Genomic DNA, 18,803 nt, shown 5'->3' with positions numbered 1-18,803 from the left:
AAACTGGCACCAATCTTGCTATTTATCACTATTCCCGGAGCGTTAAGAGAAGGCAGGTTCGATGATGGATTACCAGACCGCGGTGCGCGGTGCATTTTTTGATATCGCCGGCGTAGCAGAGACCCCGGATGAGGTGGCCGCCCAGGCCCGCTATCTCGATGATGGCCTGTTGTTCTTGCAGGATGGGAAAATTATCGCGCTGCTGCCATGGCAGGAAGGAGAAGCCTTTCTGCATCCGCTGAAGGGCTATGTCGACCAGCGAGGCAAGCTGCTGTTGCCCGGTTTTGTCGATACCCACATTCACTATCCGCAGACTGAAATGATCGGCGCCTTTGGCGAACAGCTGCTGGAGTGGCTCACCACCTACACCTTCCCGGTGGAAAGCCAGTTTGCCGATGCGGATTATGCGCAGGAGATAGCGCAGTTTTTTGTTAACCAGCTGATTAGCCATGGCACCACCACCGCGCTGGTGTTTTGTACCTTGCACCCGGCTTCGGCCGAGGCGCTGTTCAGCGAAGCGCTGCGTCTGAATATGCGGCTGATCGCCGGAAAAGTGATGATGGATCGCCATGTGCCGGATTATCTGTGCGAAACCGCCGGGGAGAGCTACGAGCAGACCCGGGAGTTGATCCTCCGCTGGCATCAGCGCGGGAGGCTGGGCTATGCCATCACCCCGCGCTTTGCCCCTACCTCGACACCGGCGTTGCTGGAGGCCGTGCAGCGCCTGCGGACTGAGTTTCCCGACACCTGGCTGCAGACACATCTCAGTGAAAACCGCGAGGAGATCGCCTGGGTTAAACAGCTGTGGCCTGAGCATGAGCACTATCTGGATGTCTATCATCACTATCAGCTCACCGGCGAACGCAGCGTTTTTGCTCACGGGATCCATCTCGATGATGCCGAGTGGCAGTGCCTGCATGACACCGGATCCGCCGTCGCCTTCTGTCCGACCTCGAATCTGTTTCTCGGCAGCGGGCTGTTCCGCCTGCCCGCCTGCTGGCAGCACCAGGTGCGGATGGGCATCGGCAGCGACGTCGGGGCTGGCACCACCTTCAGCATGCTGCGCACGCTGGGTGAGGCCTACAAGGTAGGACAACTGCAGAGCTATCGCCTGCGCGCCAGCGAGGCCTTCTATCACGCCACCCTCGGCGGGGCGCGCGCCCTGCGGCTGGAGGAGAAAATTGGCAATTTTCAGCCGGGCAAAGAGGCAGATTTTGTGGTGATTGACCCGGCGGTCACCCCGCTGCAGCGTCTGCGCACAGGCCGCTGCCATGACATTTATGAGCAGTTGTTCGTGCTGATGACCCTGGGAGATGAACGCAATATCAGCGAGACGTGGGTGAATGGCGAGCGGGTGTGGTGTCAGGATTGACCCTCACCCTGGCCCTCTCCTAAAGGGAGAGGGCATCGTCCGATAATCGTTGCGACTCAGGCCCCCTCCCTGAGAGCCAGGGAACTGTCCGGCACCAGATTTGAGGTCATCAAAAACTCATTGCCAGTCCTACACCATAGCCTGTGGTGTTATTGCCGAACATATAGCGCGCCACCAGCCGGGTGCGAGTGATAAAGACCGGGTATTTACTGCTGTCCAGCTCGAGGCCAATCCCCAGGGAGGTCAAACCGGTAAAGCCCAGCGCCCCTCGCTGGTCGCCGAGAAATTCGGTATGCGCCCCCTCCAGAACGTAACGCAGCGGGTTACCCAACAGCGTCCAGTCCGCTATCGGCGCGCGGCGGCGCAGATACAAGCCGAGATTCTCCGCGCTGGCCTCTCCCTGCACCACCTCAGCGCTACTGCCGAAACTTTGCAGATGCATATAGGAGTAACGCAGTTCGGCATCAATATCCTGGGTGGCGGAAAAGCGTTCGTAATCCAGCATCAACGCCCCGCCGAGCCCCCAGGCATTGAACCGACCGCCGTCGAGGAATTGCAGATCGGCGTTGGTTTTTCGCTCGATTGCCCAACTGCCGAGGCGCGCATCGCTGGCCAGGGTACCGAGCATCACATTGACGATCGGCCGCAACACCAGGTTGCCTCCGAGGCTGTCCCGGTGCAGCGAAAAATCCCAGCCGACACCGCCGGTGGTGGTCAGACTGTTCCATTTGGTCGGCACATTCCGCGTCTGTTCGCCATTGCTGACCACAAAGCGCGGGTCGTAACGGCTGTAACCCATCGTACCTTCAAGATACAGCGGGAACGACTCGCTGAGGGTTGCCCCGCCGCCAAACTGGGTGATGGCCAGATTATGCTTGTCGTTGCTGCCGGAACCAATGTTGAGATCGCTGGCGGTCACGTCAGGGACAACGGTATAGCTCATCAGGGTCAATACGGCATCGGCACGCTGTTTGATGGCGTGGCCGTTCGCCGCCAGCGTCGCTGGCGCGGAAAGCGAAAGTACCGACAGGAGAACGAGAAGACGCACCATATGTCGTTTGCCACCTCAGCGACAGGCTAACAATATTGCCACCCAAATCAGCAGGCTGGCGTTCACTCAGTATAGTCGGTGAGTCAGCCTGCGCGTCCGGCGGGGAGAAAAAGCATTGGGCTGGTCAGGCCGCGCCTCCGCGGCTGTGCAGCAGTTCCACATTTTCAAACGGCATGCGCGAGACCCGGTTGCGCCCATCATTTTTGGCCACATACAGCGCTTTATCGACGCGGGAAAAAAGCTGATCAATCGCTTCCCCGTCATGGTGTTCGGCCACGCCGATGCTCACCGTCACCGACAGCGTCTGATACTCGCTGACCGCCTGGCGGATCCCTTCCGCCAGTATCAGGGCGCGCGCTATCGGCGAATGGGGTAAAAAGAGCAGAAACTCTTCTCCCCCCCAGCGATAAATTTTATCTTCACGATCAACCGATGTTTCCAGAATGCGCGAGATCACCAGCAGGACTTCATCCCCTTTTTGATGACCGTGAATATCATTAATGCTCTTGAAATGATCGATGTCGATTAACAGCAGACAAAACCCTTGCGCGATAAATGACGGTGCCTCGACGAGGCGATAAAATTCGCGGCGATTAAGCAATCCGGTGAGGGGATCGTGGGCGGCAGAAAATTCCAGCTCTTTTTTCAGATGCACTTCCTCGGTGATATCGTGAATAATACACAACATCAGTCGAATATTATAAAGCACTACGGGCCCGGCGTAGGTTTGGACATGGCGCAGCGTACCGTCGGCTAAAATATGCGTAAAATTAAGCGGTTTATGCCCGCCTGGCATATTGGCAATATTATTCATGATGGGGATCACGTCCCGACCAAGGGTATTAATTTGCCAGGTATGTTTATTGCGCATTTCCTCATCGGAATAATGATAAAAACGCAGCGCCGCAATATTGGCATCGACAATTCGACCATCCTTATTGGGATCGATCAATAGCATCGGCGCGGTATTGGTCATAAAAAAGCGGGCAAAAAAGCCATTGTTGCGCCGCTGGTAGCGGCGGGAGCCGGTGTGAATGGATTGATTTTGCGCCAGCAGCTTCACGGCTTCAAACAGCAGTAAGGTACCGCTGTCGTCAGTCTCAACCAGGGTGGTTTTACAATACACCGACTGCAGGCCCTTCTCAGTCTGTAGCGTCCAGACTTCAAATATCTCGGTCATCGTATCGAGATAGCGAAGATAATGTTGTAACTGTGTTTCAGGACAGGTCGAATAGATACCGTTACGCATCTCCTTCAGCGACATATCGCCGCTCAACGTCCGGGAAGCCTGATTGGCATAGACCACACTTTCATTAAAAGGATGGACTACCCATATCGGGGTACTTAATACATCAAAAACAGCCAGTTCTTTTAATAACATACAGGCCCCAAACCGACCAATTCCCGGCGCCGGAGCAACGCACAACGATGAGCGGCTCTGACGCTGGTATAAAGTGATAGCAAAAAGAAACCGAAAAACCTTAAGTACGCGCATGCGCGGCAAGTATAGTCGGTTCTGCACGCAGCAACGCCCACCCGAGGCGACTTTGCGCGTGGTTTAACCGACTGGATGCGAAAATGTCTTTTTTATTAATTCTATTTCAACAGCATAGCAGCAATACCAGAACTGGTAGTCGCTTTTGATCACAGAGTATGTATATCGGTCTTACCCCCGGTTGGCTGCGTATTGGCTTTGTCCAGGACGCCCGCGTTGCGGCTTTTATGCCCAGACTAATCGTGATAGTTTCTATCATAACTCTCATCACAAACGGCCATCACAGTGAAAAAAAACGCTACCAAAATCACGCTTGCCGATATCGCTCGTGAAGCCAAAGTCGGTATTGCCACCGTCGACCGGGTGCTGAACAAGCGTGCGGCGGTGAAGGAGTCCACGGCATTCAGTGTACTGGAGGCGGCACGACGGCTGGGGTTTACCCTCGAGCAACCCCACTATCGTCTGGCAGCGGGTAAAGCGCCGGTCACGGTCAGAATGGGGTTTATCCTGCTGCAAGAGACCCACTCCTTCTACCTGCCGCTGGCCCGAGCGCTGACGCGCGAGGCCGCCCCATGGCTACCGGCAGGCCAGGCGCCGGTGATACTGCATTTTGCCATCGATGCGGTGGAAGCGATGGCTCAGGCCATTCACCGGCTAAGTGACGAGGTGGACGTGTTAGGCCTGGTGGCGCTGGATCACCCGCTGATTCGCCACGCAGTCGCCCGGGCTGCCGCCCGCGGCGTTCGCGTGTTCACCCTGCTTTCGGATCTGTCGGTCCCCCAGCGCAGCGGATATATCGGCCTCGATAATCAAAAAGCCGGGCGCACCGCCGCCTGGTTTATCGAGCGCTTATGCCGCGGGAATGGTGAAATTGGCATTATCATTGGCGACAATCGTTTTACCTGTCAGGAAAGCTGTGAGATCAGCTTCCGCTCCTGCCTGCGTGAACAAGGCATGGGGCAGCAGATCCTGGAGCCGGTTCGCAGCCATGAACGGGCGGATATCGCCAGGACCGTGACGGAGCAGATGCTGAGTCAGTACCCGGCCCTGCAGGCGATCTATGCCCCCTGCGGCGGCGTCGAAGGCATTGTCGAGGCGCTGCGCGACAGCGGCCGTCAGCAGGCGATCACCCTGGTCTGCCACGGCCCGCTAAACGACAGTGAACTGGCGCTGATCGATGGCACCATCGACATCATGCTTAACCACCGGCTGGAGGCGTTTGCCGCTGCCACGCTACGCACCATAACGGACGCGGTTTCTCGCTCGCACAGCGAGGTGATTTCTCTCCCTCAGCCTTTCGATATCATCACCAAAGAAAATATGTAAATTCCCGGCCCCGCCGCCGCCGGGGCCAGTTAACGGGCAGACCGCGCCCGCCCTCAATTTGATAAAAAACTATCAAAAACAACATCAATTCAAAGCATGATGGCCATCAAAAAATCATCATTCCATCATTGTTGAGAATGAAATATTTATTCAATACTCAGCGGCATCCCCTGTGTAAAAAGGAAGCCAACATGACACTCTCTATCGCCAATGCCCCCTGCAGCTGGGGCGTGGATGACCCAAATAACCCTGACCTTCCCGCCTGGGCTACCGTGCTGAAGGAGGCGGCGCAGGCCGGCTATCGCAGCATTGAGCTTGGGCCCTGGGGCTACCTGCCCACCGACCCGGCCAACCTGCGCGCGGCGCTGGAGCAGCATCAGTTGTCGCTGGTAGCCGGTACGATCTTTGACGATCTGGTCAGCGAGGCCCATTTCCCCACCCTGATGGCGCTGACGCATCAAATCTGCCGCAATCTGTCGCAGGTTCCGGCCGCCGAACCCACGCCAGGGCATCCTGTTCAGCCGCCTTACCTGGTGATTATTGATTTCGGCAACCCTGAGCGAGCGCGCTTTGCCGGGCGTAGCGCACTGGCTCCACGTCTTGATGACAAAGACTGGCAGCGCATGATGGCGCACATTACCGCCCTCAGCACCCTCGCCTGGCAGGAGTATGGCGTCCGGGCGGTTATCCATCCCCATGCCGGGGGCTGCATCGAATTTGCGGATGAAATCGAGCGGCTGGCGAACGATATTCCGCACGACGTCGCGGGATTGTGTCTGGATACCGGACATCTCTACTACGCCGGTATGGATCCGCTCGACTGGCTGGATCGCTATTACCCGCGACTCGACTACCTGCACTTCAAGGATGTGGATCCGCAGGTTTACCAGCGCGCCCTCGCCGAGGGCATCGACTTTTTCACCGCCTGCGCCGAAGGGGTAATGTGCCCGCTCGGCAGCGGCGCCATTGACTATCCGGCCATCAAAGACTTTCTCGCCCGTCGGGGGTATCAGGGCTGGATAACCATTGAACAAGAGCGTGATCCGCGCCATGCCGCAGGCAGCCTGCAGGCGGTCACGGAAAGTCTGCGCTATCTGCGCGACGTGGGATTCTGACAGGAGACGCAACATGATTAACGGTTTAAAACCTCTCGACCGCACCCTGCGCTGGGGCATGGTCGGCGGCGGCGGCAGCAGCCAGATCGGCTATATTCACCGCTCAGCGGCGCTGCGTGATAACACCTTTACGCTGCTGGCCGGCGCCTTTGATATTGATGCCGAGCGCGGACGCCAGTTCGGCCAACAGCTGGGGGTGGATCCCGAACGCTGTTACGCCGACTACCAGAGCCTGTTCCGCGGCGAGGCGGAGCGTCCGGACGGCATTCAGGCGGTGTCGATTGCTACACCAAATAACACCCATTATGCCATCTGCCGGGCGGCGCTGGAGGCCGGGCTGCACGTGGTGTGCGAAAAGCCGCTGTGCTTCAGCAGCGAGGAAGCTGACGAACTGGTGGCGCTCAGCCAGCGGCAGCACAAGATCATCGGGGTGACCTACGGCTATGCCGGCCACCAGTTGATCCTGCAGGCCCGGCAGATGATCGCCGACGGGCTGCTGGGCGACATCCGTATCGTCAATATGCAGTTTGCCCACGGTTTTCACGCCCAGCCGGTGGAGCTGGAAAACGCCAGTACCCGCTGGCGGGTCGATCCTCGCTTTGTCGGCCCCAGCTATGTTCTGGGCGACCTGGCCACTCATCCGCTGTTTCTGGTTGAAACCATGGCCCCACAGCTGAACATCACCCGGCTGATGTGCGCCAGACAAAGCTTCGTCAAAAGCCGCGCGCCGCTGGAAGATAACGCCCATGTGCTTATGGAGTATGACAACGGCGCCGTCGGCTCGCTGTGGAGCTCCGCCGTTAACTGCGGATCCATGCACGGGCAAAAGGTGCGTATCGTCGGTGAAAAAGCCAGCCTTGAATGGTGGGATGAACAGCCCAACCAGCTGCGCTATGAAATCCAGGGCGAGCCGGTGCGCATCCTCGAGCGCGGCATGGACTATCTCGATCCGCTGGCGCGTCAGGATGACCGCATCGGCGGCGGTCATCCGGAGGGGCTGTTTGAGGCATGGTCGAATCTCTATCGCCGTTTCGCCATCGCGATGGATGCCGCCGACCGTCGCGATGAAGCGCTGCTGGCCGACTTCTGGTATCCGGACGCTCGCGCCGGCGCATTCGGCGTGCGCTGGGTGGAAAACTGTGTACGGTCTGCCGACAACGGCGCCTGCTGGGTCGACTTCCGCTAACTCACTGGCTCAGGGCGCTCGCCCTGAGCCTTTACGGCTATTTTTCAATTCGTGACAGCTGGGTCTTATCCGCCTCACGTGCGCTATCCGCCAGCGCCTGGAACGCGCCGGCGCCATAGTATTGCGCGGGAACCGGCAGCGCCTGCATATCATGCCCTGGGTAGATCTGCAGTTCGCCGAGGTCGCGTAAGCGGAACCCCCCAACCTGCTCCGGCATAGTCAGGCGATACGGCGGCAGGGTTTCGAAAGGGACCGGCGTCGGCAGCCGATTTTCCTGCAGATCGTAGTTACGTTTCAGCACCAGAAACTTATCCGGCACCCGCCGGTGACTGTTCCACCAGTCGCCGTCGATCCGCTGAAACATCGCTTCCGTCTCCCCTCGCGTCGCCACCATCAATCGGGTCAGCACCTGTTTCAGCGCCGCATCCATGGCCTGGTTATAGTCTTCCAGCGAACCTCCGTGCCCGCTGAGGATCACGTTAATCGCCAGCCTGGCGCCGAGTAAATTGGAGTAGAGATCCTCTGGCGAAAAAGCGGAGATCTCCTCAGAAAACCCGGGGACAGACTGGAAGCCATACCACTGGGCAATTTCATGCCATTGGGCAATTTCGAAGGCCAGATGACCCGCCAGCCAGGCGGCCAGCTGATAGCGCTGCCTGACGCCCGCCGGCGGCGTAAAGGCATTCAGCTGAACGCGGCGCACGCCCAGCTCTTCACTATAGAAGATCCGCCCCGCCTGGCCCAGCGTCGGCGCAATACGATTGAACAGATAGAAGGTGTAGTCCGCCGTATCGCGCACATGGGCGATATCAATAAACCCGCCGCGACGGGTATAGATGAGCCCGTTCTGCTCCTCGCTGAGCCCCAGCAGGTTTTTCACCGCCCCGAACGCGCTGTCGTTGTAATGGTGCTTGCCAAGCGTATCCAGGGTCAGCACATTGCCAATCTGGTATACCGGGATCGGGATGCCCACCGCGCGCACGTGCAGGTCGTAACCAAAAGCGCAGCACGGTCGCAGCGACTCCGGCGGCGGCAGCTCACCCAGGGTGGGCACCGGATGGATCGCCGTCACAGCGGGCAGCACCGGATCCTGCGCCAGCGCCGGCAGCGACAGTGCAAACAGCAGCCATAAGGCTTTACGCATCAATAGCCTCTCCACAACAACAAAAGAGCGCGCATCTTACCGGCAGATGGCGCCAGCAGTTTTAGTTAAAAACGGTATTCACCAGAGACAAAGAAGCTATTGCGCTCGTTAAAACCAAATTCAGTCAGCACGTTAAAGTTTTTGGTGACTTCATACTGGGCGCCAATCAGCATATTCCAGGGTGAGGTCAGCTTCTGCTTGACGTCGAATTTCCCCTCGCCGTCTTTATTGACCGCGGCAATCAGGGGCTGAAGCTCTGGCGGCATATGCAGGTCGGCCAGATCGCCTTTAAACTCCTGCTGCACGTCCTGATACATGCTCCCGACCCACAGGCTGAGGTGGGACGGCCCGTCGATCCCCTGAAAACTGAAGCGGTAGCCGACGCGCGGCGAGACGGTGACCGCCGAGATGCTGCCGTCGAGAATATCGAAATCGGTACGGGTGTAGTTAGTGTCTACTAACCCGAACCAGTTGCCGTATCCCCCGGCGAGCGTAAAGCCGGTTCCCCAGGTGGTTCCTTTGAAATCAAGCGTAAAATCAATATTCTGTAGTTTTCCGCTCTGATAAAGCTGGTGAACCGCGCCGGCGATCACCCGATCCAAACCGCGAAACTGTGAAGGATCCGAATCCACGGAGACCTGGGAGACAGACGACCCGCGGGTATGCCCCACCAGCCCGTAAACGTTGAGAAACGGAAAGACCCACATATCGAGGCGCAGGTTTTCGGTTTTGCTCTTCTCGCGGGTGTGCCCGGCATCGATGGCGAACATATCGCTGGGAATGGGATGGTTGCCCAGCTTAAGCCCGGAAAAGGTAATACTGTCGACCATGATATCCTGACGGATATTCATATAGCTCAGGTTGACGCCGTAGGGTAACGGGATCGAATACCCCCGGGCGCGTGCCTCATCGCCCCATATCGGAAAATAGCTGTCGCTCTCGCTCTGCTCCGCGGCCGACGCGCCACAGGCCGCCAACAGCAGCGTTAACACCGTTCCGGATGCTCTCATTGTTATTCTCATGTGTAGTTATAAACCCGAACCGACATTGAAATAGACCGCCTGCTCATGCTCACTGAACGCCACGTCAATCCCGGTACGCAAACCGTACTGTCGTGCAATCAGGTAACGAAAACCGGCCCCCCATGCCACCTCTGACTGTTCCCCTAGCGCGCCCGCCGTGTCAGCGGCGCTCCCCGCGCCAACGAATCCCTGCAGGATCCAGCGCGGGGTGAACGCCCAGGCCAGCTGGGTTTGCGCCGTGACCACGTAGTCGCCCTGATAGCGGTAGCGCGAAATGCCGCGCAGCGCGATATAGGGACGTGCCATCGGCATCAGAGGGTTATCATGGTGGGTTAATGACTGATAATTGCCCGCGACCGCCAGCGTCAGCGTGTGGCTGAGTGGAATAAAAACCTTCCCGTCCAGCGAGAAAGTGTTGTAGTGATAATCGCCCCCAAGCAGCGAACGGAAAAAACGATATTCACCCTTCAGCGCTAACCCACTCTGAGGATAGAAAATATTATCGGTGGTGTCATATTCCGCCACCACCCCCAGCGCCGAAGAGGTGCTGTTTTGCCCGAGCACCTGCTGCCAGACCCGGTTGACCAGCGGGTTGTCGCTGGAGACATCCGCTCGGGCATACACCTGCGAAGCCCCGAGGAATACCGGCGTGTCGCCCACGCGAAACAGCAGTTTTTGCAGCGCAGCGATGCCTTTGGTCTCCGTCTGCACCGATTTACCGTGGCGGAAGCCGCCCGTATCGCCGGAATAGATATCCAGATTAACGTTAGCGTAACCCGCCCCCACCAGGTAACGAATGCGGTCATGTTGCCAGGTGTGGCGATGACCGCCGCCAATAAACCAGGTCCCGTTCTGCGTGGCGGCCCCGCCAAAGGCGGTAAGCGGCGGAGGAATAAACTGCCCACTTTCCCGGCTGCCTTTACCGTGTAAAAACAGGCCAAACAGCCCTCCGCCATAGCCGATCGCCGGCTCGGTGATCGCCAGCGGCACCGGCAGAAAACCATAACGGTTTTCCGCGAGATACTGACTCATATCGAGCATGCCATCTTCCGCATCGAACAGATCGGCGGCATCACCAGGCGGACACAACAGGAACAGAAGCGCCAGCGTGGACAGCGGAAATTTCATGCTCACTCCGGGGCTTTGGGGCGCGCACAACACGCGTGGCGAACAGGATTATCACAACGGGATAATGAAAATATAACGTAAGAGAATAATGCTCACCAACGCGCAGCCGCCTGTTTTTAGGTTATTTTTATACGAAAAAGTGCTGGCTATCACAGAAACATGCCATCGCAATACCGGACAGCGCGGTGATTGTATTCAAAAGGTGAATGTCGTATAACATAGCGCTACCGAGGGGTGTCCCGTGAGGGCTGAGATGGCGCAAGCCGAACCCTTTGAACCTGATCTGGGTCATGCCAGCGAAGGGACGGGTCGGCAATTTTGCCTGCATTACCGCCATTGCCTGTTCACACCCCTGCACGCCCGGATCTCCCCTGAATGACTGGAGGTCCTGTGATTGTTCCCGCGTTTAGCCATGGTCTTTACGGCCGTTTACGCCAGCTGGCCGCCGCTGACTGGCAGCACTATGTGGCGCATCCTTTCGTCCAGCAGCTTGCCGAGGGCACCCTGGCGGAAAGCGCGTTTCGTCGCTACCTGACCCAGGATTATCTGTTTCTGATCCACTTTGCCCGCAGCTACGCGCTGCTGGTGAGTAAATTGCGCACGCTGCCGGAGATGCGGGCCGCGGCCGCCTCAATGAACGCCATCCTCAACGAACTGCCGCTGCACGTCGGTTACTGCGCCCGGTGGGGCATTAGCGAGCAGGAGATGGCTACCCAGCCTGAAGCGCCGGAAACCATTAACTATACTCGCTACGTGCTGGATATTGGCCACTCGGGTGACGCGCTGGATCTGCTGGTCGCGCTGATGCCCTGCGTAGCCGGTTATGCGGAAATCGGTCTCGGCCTGCTGCAGCATCCCGCCACCCGGCTGAACGATAACCCCTACGCCTCGTGGATCCGCAACTATGGCGATGAAGGCTATCTGCACGGCGTCAACGCCGCGCTGGCGCTGCTGGAAACGGTGTGGCAGCAGCGCGGGAGCGAGGCCCGGCTCACTGAGCTGAGCGAGATTTTTACCACCGCCACCCGCCTTGAGGCGCAGTTCTGGCAGATGGGCCTCAACGCGGCGGCGGAGACCCGGGCGTGACGGCGCCGGGTATCGAGGTCCGTGGCCTGAGCCTGCATTTCGGCGACCGCCGGCTGTTCGACAACCTGTCGTTTACGGTCCCCGGCGGGCAGTGGGTGTCGCTGCTCGGCGCCAGCGGGGCTGGCAAAACCAGCCTGCTGCGGGTAATGGCCGGTCTGGCGCCCGCCACCCGTGGAGCGGTGGTCGCCAGCGATGGGCAGCCGATTCAGGGCCGTCTGGCGTGGATGGGGCAGAAAGATCTGCTCTACCCCTGGCTGAGCGTCCGGGACAACGTCGCCCTCGGCGCGCGGCTGCGCGGTGAAAAAGTCGATCGCGCCCGGGTCGCCGCCCTGCTTGACCAGGTGGAGCTCTCGTCCTGCGCCGACGCCCGGCCGGCAACCCTCTCCGGCGGCATGCGTCAGCGCGCCGCGCTGGCCCGCACCCTGTATGAGGATCGCCCCATCGTGCTGATGGATGAGCCTTTCTCGGCGCTGGATACCCTCACCCGCACGCGCATTCAAACCCTGGCAGCCACCCTGCTGGCTGGTCGCACGGTGGTGCTGATCACCCACGATCCGCTGGAGGCCTGCCGGCTGAGCCACCGCCTGCTGGTCCTCTCGGCGGCCGACGGCGACATCGATGACAGCCATCACCTCGCCGGCACACCTCCGCGCGCGCCGGACGCGCCCGATCTCTTGAACAGCCAGGCCGCCCTGCTGCAGCAACTGATGAGGGCTCATCCATGACCGGACGTCTCTGGCGGGGAGGTATGGTGTTCTGCGGGTTGATGATCCTCTGGGGTCTGGCCAGCCGCAGCGGCATTCCTCACTTTCTTTTACCCTCCCCGATGGCGGTCGCCGAGGCGCTGTGGGTTAATCGCGCCTATCTCGGCTGGCACACGCTTATCACGCTCAGTGAGATCCTGAGCGGCCTGGCGCTGGGCGTAACGCTCGGCGTCTCGCTGGCGCTGGGCATGATCCTCTCTCCACGCCTGCAGCGCTGGCTGATGCCGCTGGTGCTCACCAGTCAGGCGATTCCGGTCTTTGCCCTCGCCCCGCTGCTGGTGCTGTGGCTGGGCTTTGGCATGAGCGCCAAAGTGGCAATGGCCGTGCTGGTGATTTTCTTTCCAGTGACTTCCGCCTTCTTTGATGGCTTGCGACGGGTCAACCAGGAATATCTCGATCTGGCGCGCAGCATGAACGCCTCCTTTGGCGCTCAGCTGCGGCATGTCCGCCTGATGGCTGCCCTGCCCGCGCTGGGCTCGGGCCTGCGGATGGCGGCGGCGGTGGCGCCCATCGGCGCGATTATTGGCGAATGGGTCGGCTCCGCTGAGGGGCTGGGCTACGTCATGCTCAATGCCTATGCGCGGCTGCAAACCGATATCTGCTTCGCCGCGCTGTTTATTTTAGTGCTACTGACCCTCCTGCTGTGGCTGGCGGTAGATACCCTGCTGCACCGGCTGATCGACTGGTCACCGGAATAAAGATGAAGTAATAAAGGAAAACAGATGAAAAAGTCGCTTTTCGCCGGGGCAACCCTGACGGCTCTGTTCAGCGGCCACGCGCTGGCCAATGAACCGCTGACGCTGGTGCTGGACTGGTACATTAACCCCGACCATGCGCCGATTATGGTGGCCGAGCAGATCGGCGCCTTTAAGGCTCAGGGGCTGGACGTCAAGATTGTCCCTCCCTCCGATCCCGCGCTGCCTCCCCGCATGGTGGCCGCCCGTCAGGCGGATCTGGCCATCACCTACCAGCCGCAGGTGCACTTCTTCGCTGACGAAGGGTTACCGTTGGTGCGCGTCGGAACCCTGATTAACTCGCCGTTGAACACAGTGATCGCCCTGGATAAGCACATCAAAACTCCGGCAGATCTGCAAGGCAAGAAGGTGGGCTACTCGGTCAGCGGCATTGAGCAGGCCACCCTGTCGACCATGGCGCAACACGCGGGTATCGATCCGGCCAGCATCAAACTGGTTAACGTCAATTTCCAGCTGACCAGCGCCTTGCTGGCGGGCCAGGTGGACGCAGTCATCGGCGGCTATCGTAATATAGAAGCGCAGGAGCTGAAGCTGCAGGGCAAAACGCCGGTGGTGATGAACGTCGAAGATTATGGCGTACCGACCTATGACGAGCTGGTGATTGTCGCCCATCGCGACGCGATTCATGAGGCCAGGATCCGTAAATTCCTCACCGCCCTGCAGGCCGGGGTGAGCTATCTGCGCGCCCATCCGCAGGAGAGCTGGGAGGCGTTTGCCGCCGCCCACCCGGAGCTGAAAACCGAACTCAACCACCAGGCGTGGCTGCAAACCGTGCCGCTGTTCGCCACCGATCCGGCGGCACTGGATAAACCGCGCTATGAAGCTTATGAACAGTTTTTATATAACAATAAGTTGGTGAAAAAAGTCACACCTTTAACAAATTATGCGGTTGAACTGCATTGAGTCTTGCTATCGCTGACGGAACGCATGCCGTCAGCGTTTTAACGCAGCGGCAATAAAAATATAGAGACTTTCTCACTAATAATTACACTTTAAAGGGTTATCGTGACACGCAGTTGTTCTATTATAATTCAGCAGGTTACGTTAATTATTACCCCGGTAAGAATAACGTCAAAATAGCGCAATCAATAAAACGTTGAATGCGGATTTAAAAAGCCATATATTGTGCGCGCTTTATGAATGCCAATTCAATTCCTTAGACCAATTATTCAACCAGCGTTCAACCGCAATGCTGGTTGTGGGAGTGATATGATGACGGATAAAGTCCGTATTGATACTTTACGTGCCGATTTATTAGACGCAAACAACGAAACCTTTTTGGCCCGTCAGGCCGAATTCGAATCGAATGTCAGGAGTTACCCGCGTAAGTTACCGCTGGCTATCACTAAAGCTGAAGGCGTGTGGCTGACGGATGCGGATAACAAACAGTACCTGGACTGCCTCGCGGGCGCCGGTACTCTCGCTCTGGGCCACAACCACCCTGATGTATTGCAGAGCATCCAAAGTGTCATTACCAGCGGCTTGCCGTTACATACCCTCGATCTGACAACCCCGTTAAAAGATCGTTTCTCCGAATACCTGCTCTCTTGCCTGCCGGGCGAAGGGAAAGAGTATTGCCTGCAGTTCACCGGTCCTTCCGGCGCTGACGCCGTGGAAGCCGCGCTGAAACTGGCGAAAAAATACACTGGCCGTACGGCGGTGATCAGCTTCTCCGGCGGCTATCACGGGATGACCCATGGCGCGCTGTCCGTCACTGGCAACCTGTCGCCGAAAGCAGCGGTTAACGGCATGATGCCGGAAGTCCAGTTCATGCCTTACCCGCACCTGTATCGTTGCCCGCTGGGCATCGGCGGCGAAGCCGGCGTGAAAGCCCTGACCTACTACTTCGAAAACCTGATCAACGACGTGGAGAGCGGCGTCCGTAAACCGGCGGCGGTGATCCTCGAAGCCGTGCAGGGTGAAGGCGGCGTGAACCCGGCGCCGGTCGAGTGGCTGCAGCGCATCCGCAAAGTGACCGAAGAGCATGGCATTCTGCTGATCGTCGATGAAGTGCAGGCTGGCTTTGCCCGTACCGGTAAATTCTTCGCCTTCGAACACGCCGGTATCCAGCCGGACATCATCGTGATGTCGAAAGCGGTCGGTGGCGGTCTGCCGCTGGCGGTGCTGGGCATTAAAAAACAGTTCGACGCCTGGGAACCGGGTCACCACACCGGCACCTTCCGCGGCAACCAGCTGGCGATGGCTACCGGTCTGACCACCCTGCGTCATCTGCGCGACAACAAGATTGCCGACAAAGTCGCTGCCCAGGGCGAGTGGCTGAAAGGCAAACTGGCCGAGCTGCAGAAACGCTACCCGGTCATTGGCCACGTACGTGGTCTTGGTCTGATGATCGGTATCGAAATCGTCAAGCCGAACGAAGCTCAGGATCACATGGGCTGCTACCCGGCTGACGGCGAACTCTCTGCCCTGCTGCAGAAGAAATGCTTTGAAGCGGGCCTGATCCTCGAGCGCGGTGGTCGTCACGGCTGCGTGCTGCGTCTGCTGCCGTCCCTGCTGATCAGCAACGCGGAACTGGATGTGTTCCTCGACAAATTTGAACAGGCCCTGCTGGCCGCCGGCGTAAAGCCGGTCTGAGTGGAGTCAGTGACCACCATGTCCACATTGAATCCGATTCTTGCTGGTTCAGCGCAGAGCGTTGAGGCCTATCAGCAGGTTATCGAGCAGACCAGCCAGGCCGTTGTGCAGTGGCTGAAGCAACCTGAGATGTATCAGGGGAAAAGCGTTGACGAGCTGCGTGAGCGTATCTCCCTTGAATTTAACGAACAGGGTTTGGGTAACCAGGCGGCGATTGATCGTGCGATCGAGTACTTCCTGAAAGACAGCCTGTCGGTGCATCACCCGCAGTGCGTGGCGCACCTGCACTGCCCGAGCCTGGTGATTAGCCAGGCGGCGGAAGTGTTGATCAACGCCACCAACCAGAGCATGGACTCCTGGGACCAGAGCCCGTCGGCAACCATCATTGAGATGAAGCTGATTGAATGGCTGCGCGCCCGGGTCGGTTATCCGGCTGGCGACGCCGGCGTTTTCACCAGCGGCGGCACCCAGAGCAACCTGATGGGCCTGATGCTGGCGCGCGACGCCTTCTTTGCCCGTCAGGGGCACTCTATCCAGCAGGATGGGCTGCCGGGGGATATCCGCAAGTACAAAGTCTTGTGCTCGGAAAACGCCCACTTCTCGGTGCAGAAGAACATGGCGCTGATGGGCCTCGGCTACCGCTCGGTCACGCTGGTGAAAACCGACGAATTCGCGCGGATGGACGTGTCCGATCTGAAAGCGAAGATTGCGCAAGCGCAGGCTAACGGCGAGCAGATCATGGCGATCGTCGCCACCGCCGGCACCACCGACGCGGGGGCTATCGACCCGCTGCGCGACATCGCCGGTATCGCTGCGGAGCATCAGATCTGGCTGCACGTTGACGCAGCCTGGGGCGGCGCGCTGCTGCTGTCTGAGCAGTATCGTGACTACCTTGACGGTCTGGAGCTGGTGGATTCTGTTACCCTGGACTTCCACAAGCAGTTCTTCCAGACCATCAGCTGCGGCGCCTTCCTGCTGAAGGACGCGCGCCATTACGAGCTGATGCGTTATCAGGCGGCCTATCTGAACTCCGAGTTCGATGAAGAACACGGCGTACCGAACCTGGTGTCTAAGTCGCTGCAGACCACCCGTCGCTTCGATGCACTGAAGCTGTGGATGGGTCTGGAAGCGCTGGGCCAGAAACAGTATGCGGCGATCATCGATCACGGCGTCACGATGGCGAAAAACGTGGCGGAGTACGTGAAGTCTCAGCCGACGCTGGAGCTGGTGATGCAGCCGCAGCTGGCGAGCGTGCTGTTCCGTTCCCGTCCGGCGCAGATGGCGCAGAGCGACGCGGCGGCTATCGCCCTGCTCAACCAGCGTGTCGGCGATGCTCTGCTGGCTTCCGGCCGCGCTAACGTTGGCGTGACCGAGCACAACGGTGTCACCTGCCTGAAGCTGACCCTGCTGAACCCGGTGGTGACGCTGGATGACGTGAAGGTGCTGCTGAACCTGGTGGAACGCACCGCTCAGGAGCTGCTGGCGCAATAACCTGCCTTGGCGAGGCGGCGCCTGCCGCCCCGCTGTCAGCCTTGCCTGCAATAAGCCGATAATGCCCTTATCGGCTTTTTTATTTCTTTCCGCGCCACTGACGTTCTCTGCTCCCTGGCTGGTCGCAGGGCCCGTTGACGCCTGCCTTTCGCGATGCCACAGTACTATCCCGAGAATAACAACGTTCAGGATGAACATCCTGAAAATGAGGATGATGATGGAGAAACGCTTACCGGGGCTGGATCTCGACGCCCTGCGCAGCTTTGTGACCGGCATGGAGTGCGGCAGCTTCGCCCAGGCAGCGCAGCGCCTGTCGCGTTCCACTTCCGCCGTCAGCGCCCAGCTTAAAAAGCTGGAGAGCCAGTGCGGTGCGGCGCTGGTGGCCAAACAGGGGCGGCATCTGGTGCTCACCGCGGAAGGCGAAAAGCTGATGAGCTACGCCAGACGACTGCTGGCGCTCAATGATGAAACCCTGCGCGCGCTGCGGGGCGAGCGGCTCACCGGCGAGATCCACCTTGGTATGCAAGAAGATTTTGGCGAATCGCTGATGCCGGGGATCCTTGGGCAGTTTAAACGGCACCATCCGCAGGTGCGGATAGTCGCCAGGGTGGATCGCAATACTCCGCTGCGCCAGGCGCTGGCGGAGGAGACGCTGGATCTGGCGCTGCTGTGGCAAACCGAAGATCAGGGCCCCGGGCTGGGTCGCTGCCCGCTGGCGTGGATTGCACATCCTGACCTGGATATTCGTGCTCTGCTGGCGTCCGGCGAGCCGCTGCCGCTGGTGATGTTCGATAGCCCGTGCCTGATGCGTTCCCGCGCTATCGCCTGTCTCGATGCCGCGGGGATCCCCTGGCAGGTGGTGTTCGTCAGCCACAGCCTGAACGGCATCTGGGCGGCGGTACAGGCTGGCCTGGGGCTGACGATACGCACCCGCATCGGTATGCCCGGCAACCTGCGCACCGTCGCCGGGCGACTGCCATCGCCAGGGAGCCTGGCCGTTAACCTGCAACAAACCACGCGAGAGGGACAGCATTCCGCCGCCGTGGCGCTGCTCGGCGAGCTAATGACCGAGGCCCTGCAGGGGTGGGTCGAGATGTGACAGTGTCACGCCACTTCCATTCACCCTAACCCTCTCCCTGAAGGGAGAGGGAACCGTCCGGCAGTCACCGGCAAGGGGCATTCTGCGCCGTTCCCGCTTCAATGCCCGGTGGCGACTGCGCCTTACCGGGCCTACATTCTCCCTGCGCACTCGTGTAGGCCGGGCAAGCGTAGC

At 59.2% G+C, this 18,803-nt stretch carries 16 protein-coding genes and 1 riboswitch; of the genes, 11 read left to right on the top strand and 5 right to left on the bottom strand.

From position 1 onward, the window contains the following. The first annotated feature begins 61 nt into the window (after positions 1 to 61). Positions 62 to 1,372 carry a guanine deaminase gene (guaD, locus tag CWM53_RS11880; protein ID WP_100630515.1) on the top strand — a complete coding sequence of 437 codons (1,311 nt, stop codon included), beginning with the start codon at positions 62 to 64 and terminating at the stop codon, positions 1,370 to 1,372. 109 nt (positions 1,373 to 1,481) lie between these two features. Here guaD and CWM53_RS11875 read toward each other — a convergent pair whose 3' ends face one another. Continuing rightward, on the bottom strand, positions 1,482 to 2,423 hold the full coding sequence (locus CWM53_RS11875) for a hypothetical protein (RefSeq protein WP_074385782.1): 942 nt from the start codon (positions 2,421 to 2,423) through the stop codon (positions 1,482 to 1,484). A 124-nt stretch (positions 2,424 to 2,547) separates the two neighbouring features. After that, positions 2,548 to 3,804, bottom strand: a complete 1,257-nt coding sequence (locus CWM53_RS11870; protein ID WP_100729645.1) for a sensor domain-containing diguanylate cyclase — start codon at positions 3,802 to 3,804, stop codon at positions 2,548 to 2,550. A 399-nt stretch (positions 3,805 to 4,203) separates the two neighbouring features. Here CWM53_RS11870 and CWM53_RS11865 point away from each other — a divergent pair, with 399 nt between their 5' ends. The 3 genes from CWM53_RS11865 (at position 4,204) to CWM53_RS11855 (ending at position 7,545) form a co-directional block, all read left to right on the top strand. Beyond that, on the top strand, positions 4,204 to 5,244 hold the full coding sequence (locus CWM53_RS11865; protein ID WP_074385780.1) for a LacI family DNA-binding transcriptional regulator: 1,041 nt from the start codon (positions 4,204 to 4,206) through the stop codon (positions 5,242 to 5,244). 191 nt (positions 5,245 to 5,435) lie between these two features. Beyond that, positions 5,436 to 6,359: a TIM barrel protein gene (locus tag CWM53_RS11860; RefSeq protein ID WP_074385779.1), complete on the top strand. Its 924-nt coding sequence runs from the start codon at positions 5,436 to 5,438 to the stop codon at positions 6,357 to 6,359. 13 nt (positions 6,360 to 6,372) lie between these two features. Beyond that, the gene (locus tag CWM53_RS11855) at positions 6,373 to 7,545 is read left to right on the top strand and encodes a Gfo/Idh/MocA family protein (protein WP_022065966.1); all 1,173 of its coding nucleotides are present in this window, start codon (positions 6,373 to 6,375) and stop codon (positions 7,543 to 7,545) included. 37 nt (positions 7,546 to 7,582) lie between these two features. Here the strand turns inward: CWM53_RS11855 and CWM53_RS11850 are convergent, their stop codons facing one another. The 3 genes from CWM53_RS11850 to CWM53_RS11840 all read right to left on the bottom strand — a co-directional run bounded on the left by CWM53_RS11850 (position 7,583) and on the right by CWM53_RS11840 (position 10,839). After that, the gene (locus CWM53_RS11850; RefSeq protein WP_100675553.1) at positions 7,583 to 8,689 is read right to left on the bottom strand and encodes a DUF4056 domain-containing protein; all 1,107 of its coding nucleotides are present in this window, start codon (positions 8,687 to 8,689) and stop codon (positions 7,583 to 7,585) included. Positions 8,690 to 8,754: 65 nt separating this feature from the next. Further along, a complete protein-coding gene (locus CWM53_RS11845; RefSeq protein WP_012968151.1) occupies positions 8,755 to 9,699 on the bottom strand; it encodes a hypothetical protein in 945 nt (314 codons plus the stop codon). 18 nt (positions 9,700 to 9,717) lie between these two features. Beyond that, a complete protein-coding gene (locus tag CWM53_RS11840; protein WP_100729644.1) occupies positions 9,718 to 10,839 on the bottom strand; it encodes a BamA/TamA family outer membrane protein in 1,122 nt (373 codons plus the stop codon). A gap of 220 nt (positions 10,840 to 11,059) precedes the next feature. Beyond that, positions 11,060 to 11,161, top strand: a riboswitch (TPP riboswitch). A gap of 68 nt (positions 11,162 to 11,229) precedes the next feature. Here CWM53_RS11840 and tenA point away from each other — a divergent pair. From tenA to CWM53_RS11805, 7 genes are all read left to right on the top strand, one after another. Continuing rightward, positions 11,230 to 11,925: a thiaminase II gene (gene tenA, locus CWM53_RS11835; RefSeq protein ID WP_100630520.1), complete on the top strand. Its 696-nt coding sequence runs from the start codon at positions 11,230 to 11,232 to the stop codon at positions 11,923 to 11,925. Beyond that, positions 11,922 to 12,650, top strand: a complete 729-nt coding sequence (locus CWM53_RS11830; RefSeq protein ID WP_100675551.1) for an ABC transporter ATP-binding protein — start codon at positions 11,922 to 11,924, stop codon at positions 12,648 to 12,650. The genes tenA and CWM53_RS11830 overlap by 4 nt, the downstream gene beginning before the upstream one ends. Continuing rightward, a complete protein-coding gene (locus tag CWM53_RS11825) occupies positions 12,647 to 13,387 on the top strand; it encodes an ABC transporter permease (RefSeq protein ID WP_100729643.1) in 741 nt (246 codons plus the stop codon). The genes CWM53_RS11830 and CWM53_RS11825 overlap by 4 nt, the downstream gene beginning before the upstream one ends. A 24-nt stretch (positions 13,388 to 13,411) precedes the next feature. Beyond that, positions 13,412 to 14,347, top strand: a complete 936-nt coding sequence (locus CWM53_RS11820; RefSeq protein ID WP_100675550.1) for an ABC transporter substrate-binding protein — start codon at positions 13,412 to 13,414, stop codon at positions 14,345 to 14,347. A gap of 306 nt (positions 14,348 to 14,653) precedes the next feature. Continuing rightward, positions 14,654 to 16,039, top strand: a complete 1,386-nt coding sequence (locus tag CWM53_RS11815; protein ID WP_008804788.1) for a diaminobutyrate--2-oxoglutarate transaminase — start codon at positions 14,654 to 14,656, stop codon at positions 16,037 to 16,039. Positions 16,040 to 16,048: 9 nt separating this feature from the next. Next, positions 16,049 to 17,530, top strand: a complete 1,482-nt coding sequence (locus tag CWM53_RS11810) for a pyridoxal phosphate-dependent decarboxylase family protein (RefSeq protein WP_162493254.1) — start codon at positions 16,049 to 16,051, stop codon at positions 17,528 to 17,530. A gap of 205 nt (positions 17,531 to 17,735) precedes the next feature. Continuing rightward, positions 17,736 to 18,629 (top strand): LysR substrate-binding domain-containing protein, encoded by an 894-nt coding sequence (locus tag CWM53_RS11805; protein WP_100729642.1) that lies wholly within the window; start codon positions 17,736 to 17,738, stop codon positions 18,627 to 18,629. Positions 18,630 to 18,803 lie beyond the last annotated feature (174 nt).

The organism is Klebsiella sp. A-Nf5 (genome assembly GCF_002810545.1).
In the GTDB taxonomy this organism is placed as follows: domain Bacteria; phylum Pseudomonadota; class Gammaproteobacteria; order Enterobacterales; family Enterobacteriaceae; genus Klebsiella; species Klebsiella variicola.
The sequence above is the reverse complement of the archived record's forward strand: the minus strand, read 5'-3'. Positions and strand labels throughout refer to the sequence as shown.

Bases quoted from the DNA above. Each gene is read 5' to 3' on its own strand.
- CWM53_RS11850 (WP_100675553.1), bottom strand. From the start codon at position 8,689: ATGCGTAAAGCCTTATGGCTGCTGTTTGCACTGTCGCTGCCGGCGCTG.
- CWM53_RS11870 (WP_100729645.1), bottom strand. From the start codon at position 3,804: ATGTTATTAAAAGAACTGGCTGTTTTTGATGTATTAAGTACCCCGATA.
- CWM53_RS11840 (WP_100729644.1), bottom strand. From the start codon at position 10,839: ATGAAATTTCCGCTGTCCACGCTGGCGCTTCTGTTCCTGTTGTGTCCG.
- guaD (WP_100630515.1), top strand. From the start codon at position 62: ATGATGGATTACCAGACCGCGGTGCGCGGTGCATTTTTTGATATCGCC.
- CWM53_RS11805 (WP_100729642.1), top strand. From the start codon at position 17,736: ATGAGGATGATGATGGAGAAACGCTTACCGGGGCTGGATCTCGACGCC.
- CWM53_RS11845 (WP_012968151.1), bottom strand. From the start codon at position 9,699: ATGAGAGCATCCGGAACGGTGTTAACGCTGCTGTTGGCGGCCTGTGGC.
- CWM53_RS11815 (WP_008804788.1), top strand. From the start codon at position 14,654: ATGATGACGGATAAAGTCCGTATTGATACTTTACGTGCCGATTTATTA.
- CWM53_RS11825 (WP_100729643.1), top strand. From the start codon at position 12,647: ATGACCGGACGTCTCTGGCGGGGAGGTATGGTGTTCTGCGGGTTGATG.
- CWM53_RS11855 (WP_022065966.1), top strand. From the start codon at position 6,373: ATGATTAACGGTTTAAAACCTCTCGACCGCACCCTGCGCTGGGGCATG.
- CWM53_RS11820 (WP_100675550.1), top strand. From the start codon at position 13,412: ATGAAAAAGTCGCTTTTCGCCGGGGCAACCCTGACGGCTCTGTTCAGC.
- CWM53_RS11860 (WP_074385779.1), top strand. From the start codon at position 5,436: ATGACACTCTCTATCGCCAATGCCCCCTGCAGCTGGGGCGTGGATGAC.
- CWM53_RS11875 (WP_074385782.1), bottom strand. From the start codon at position 2,423: ATGGTGCGTCTTCTCGTTCTCCTGTCGGTACTTTCGCTTTCCGCGCCA.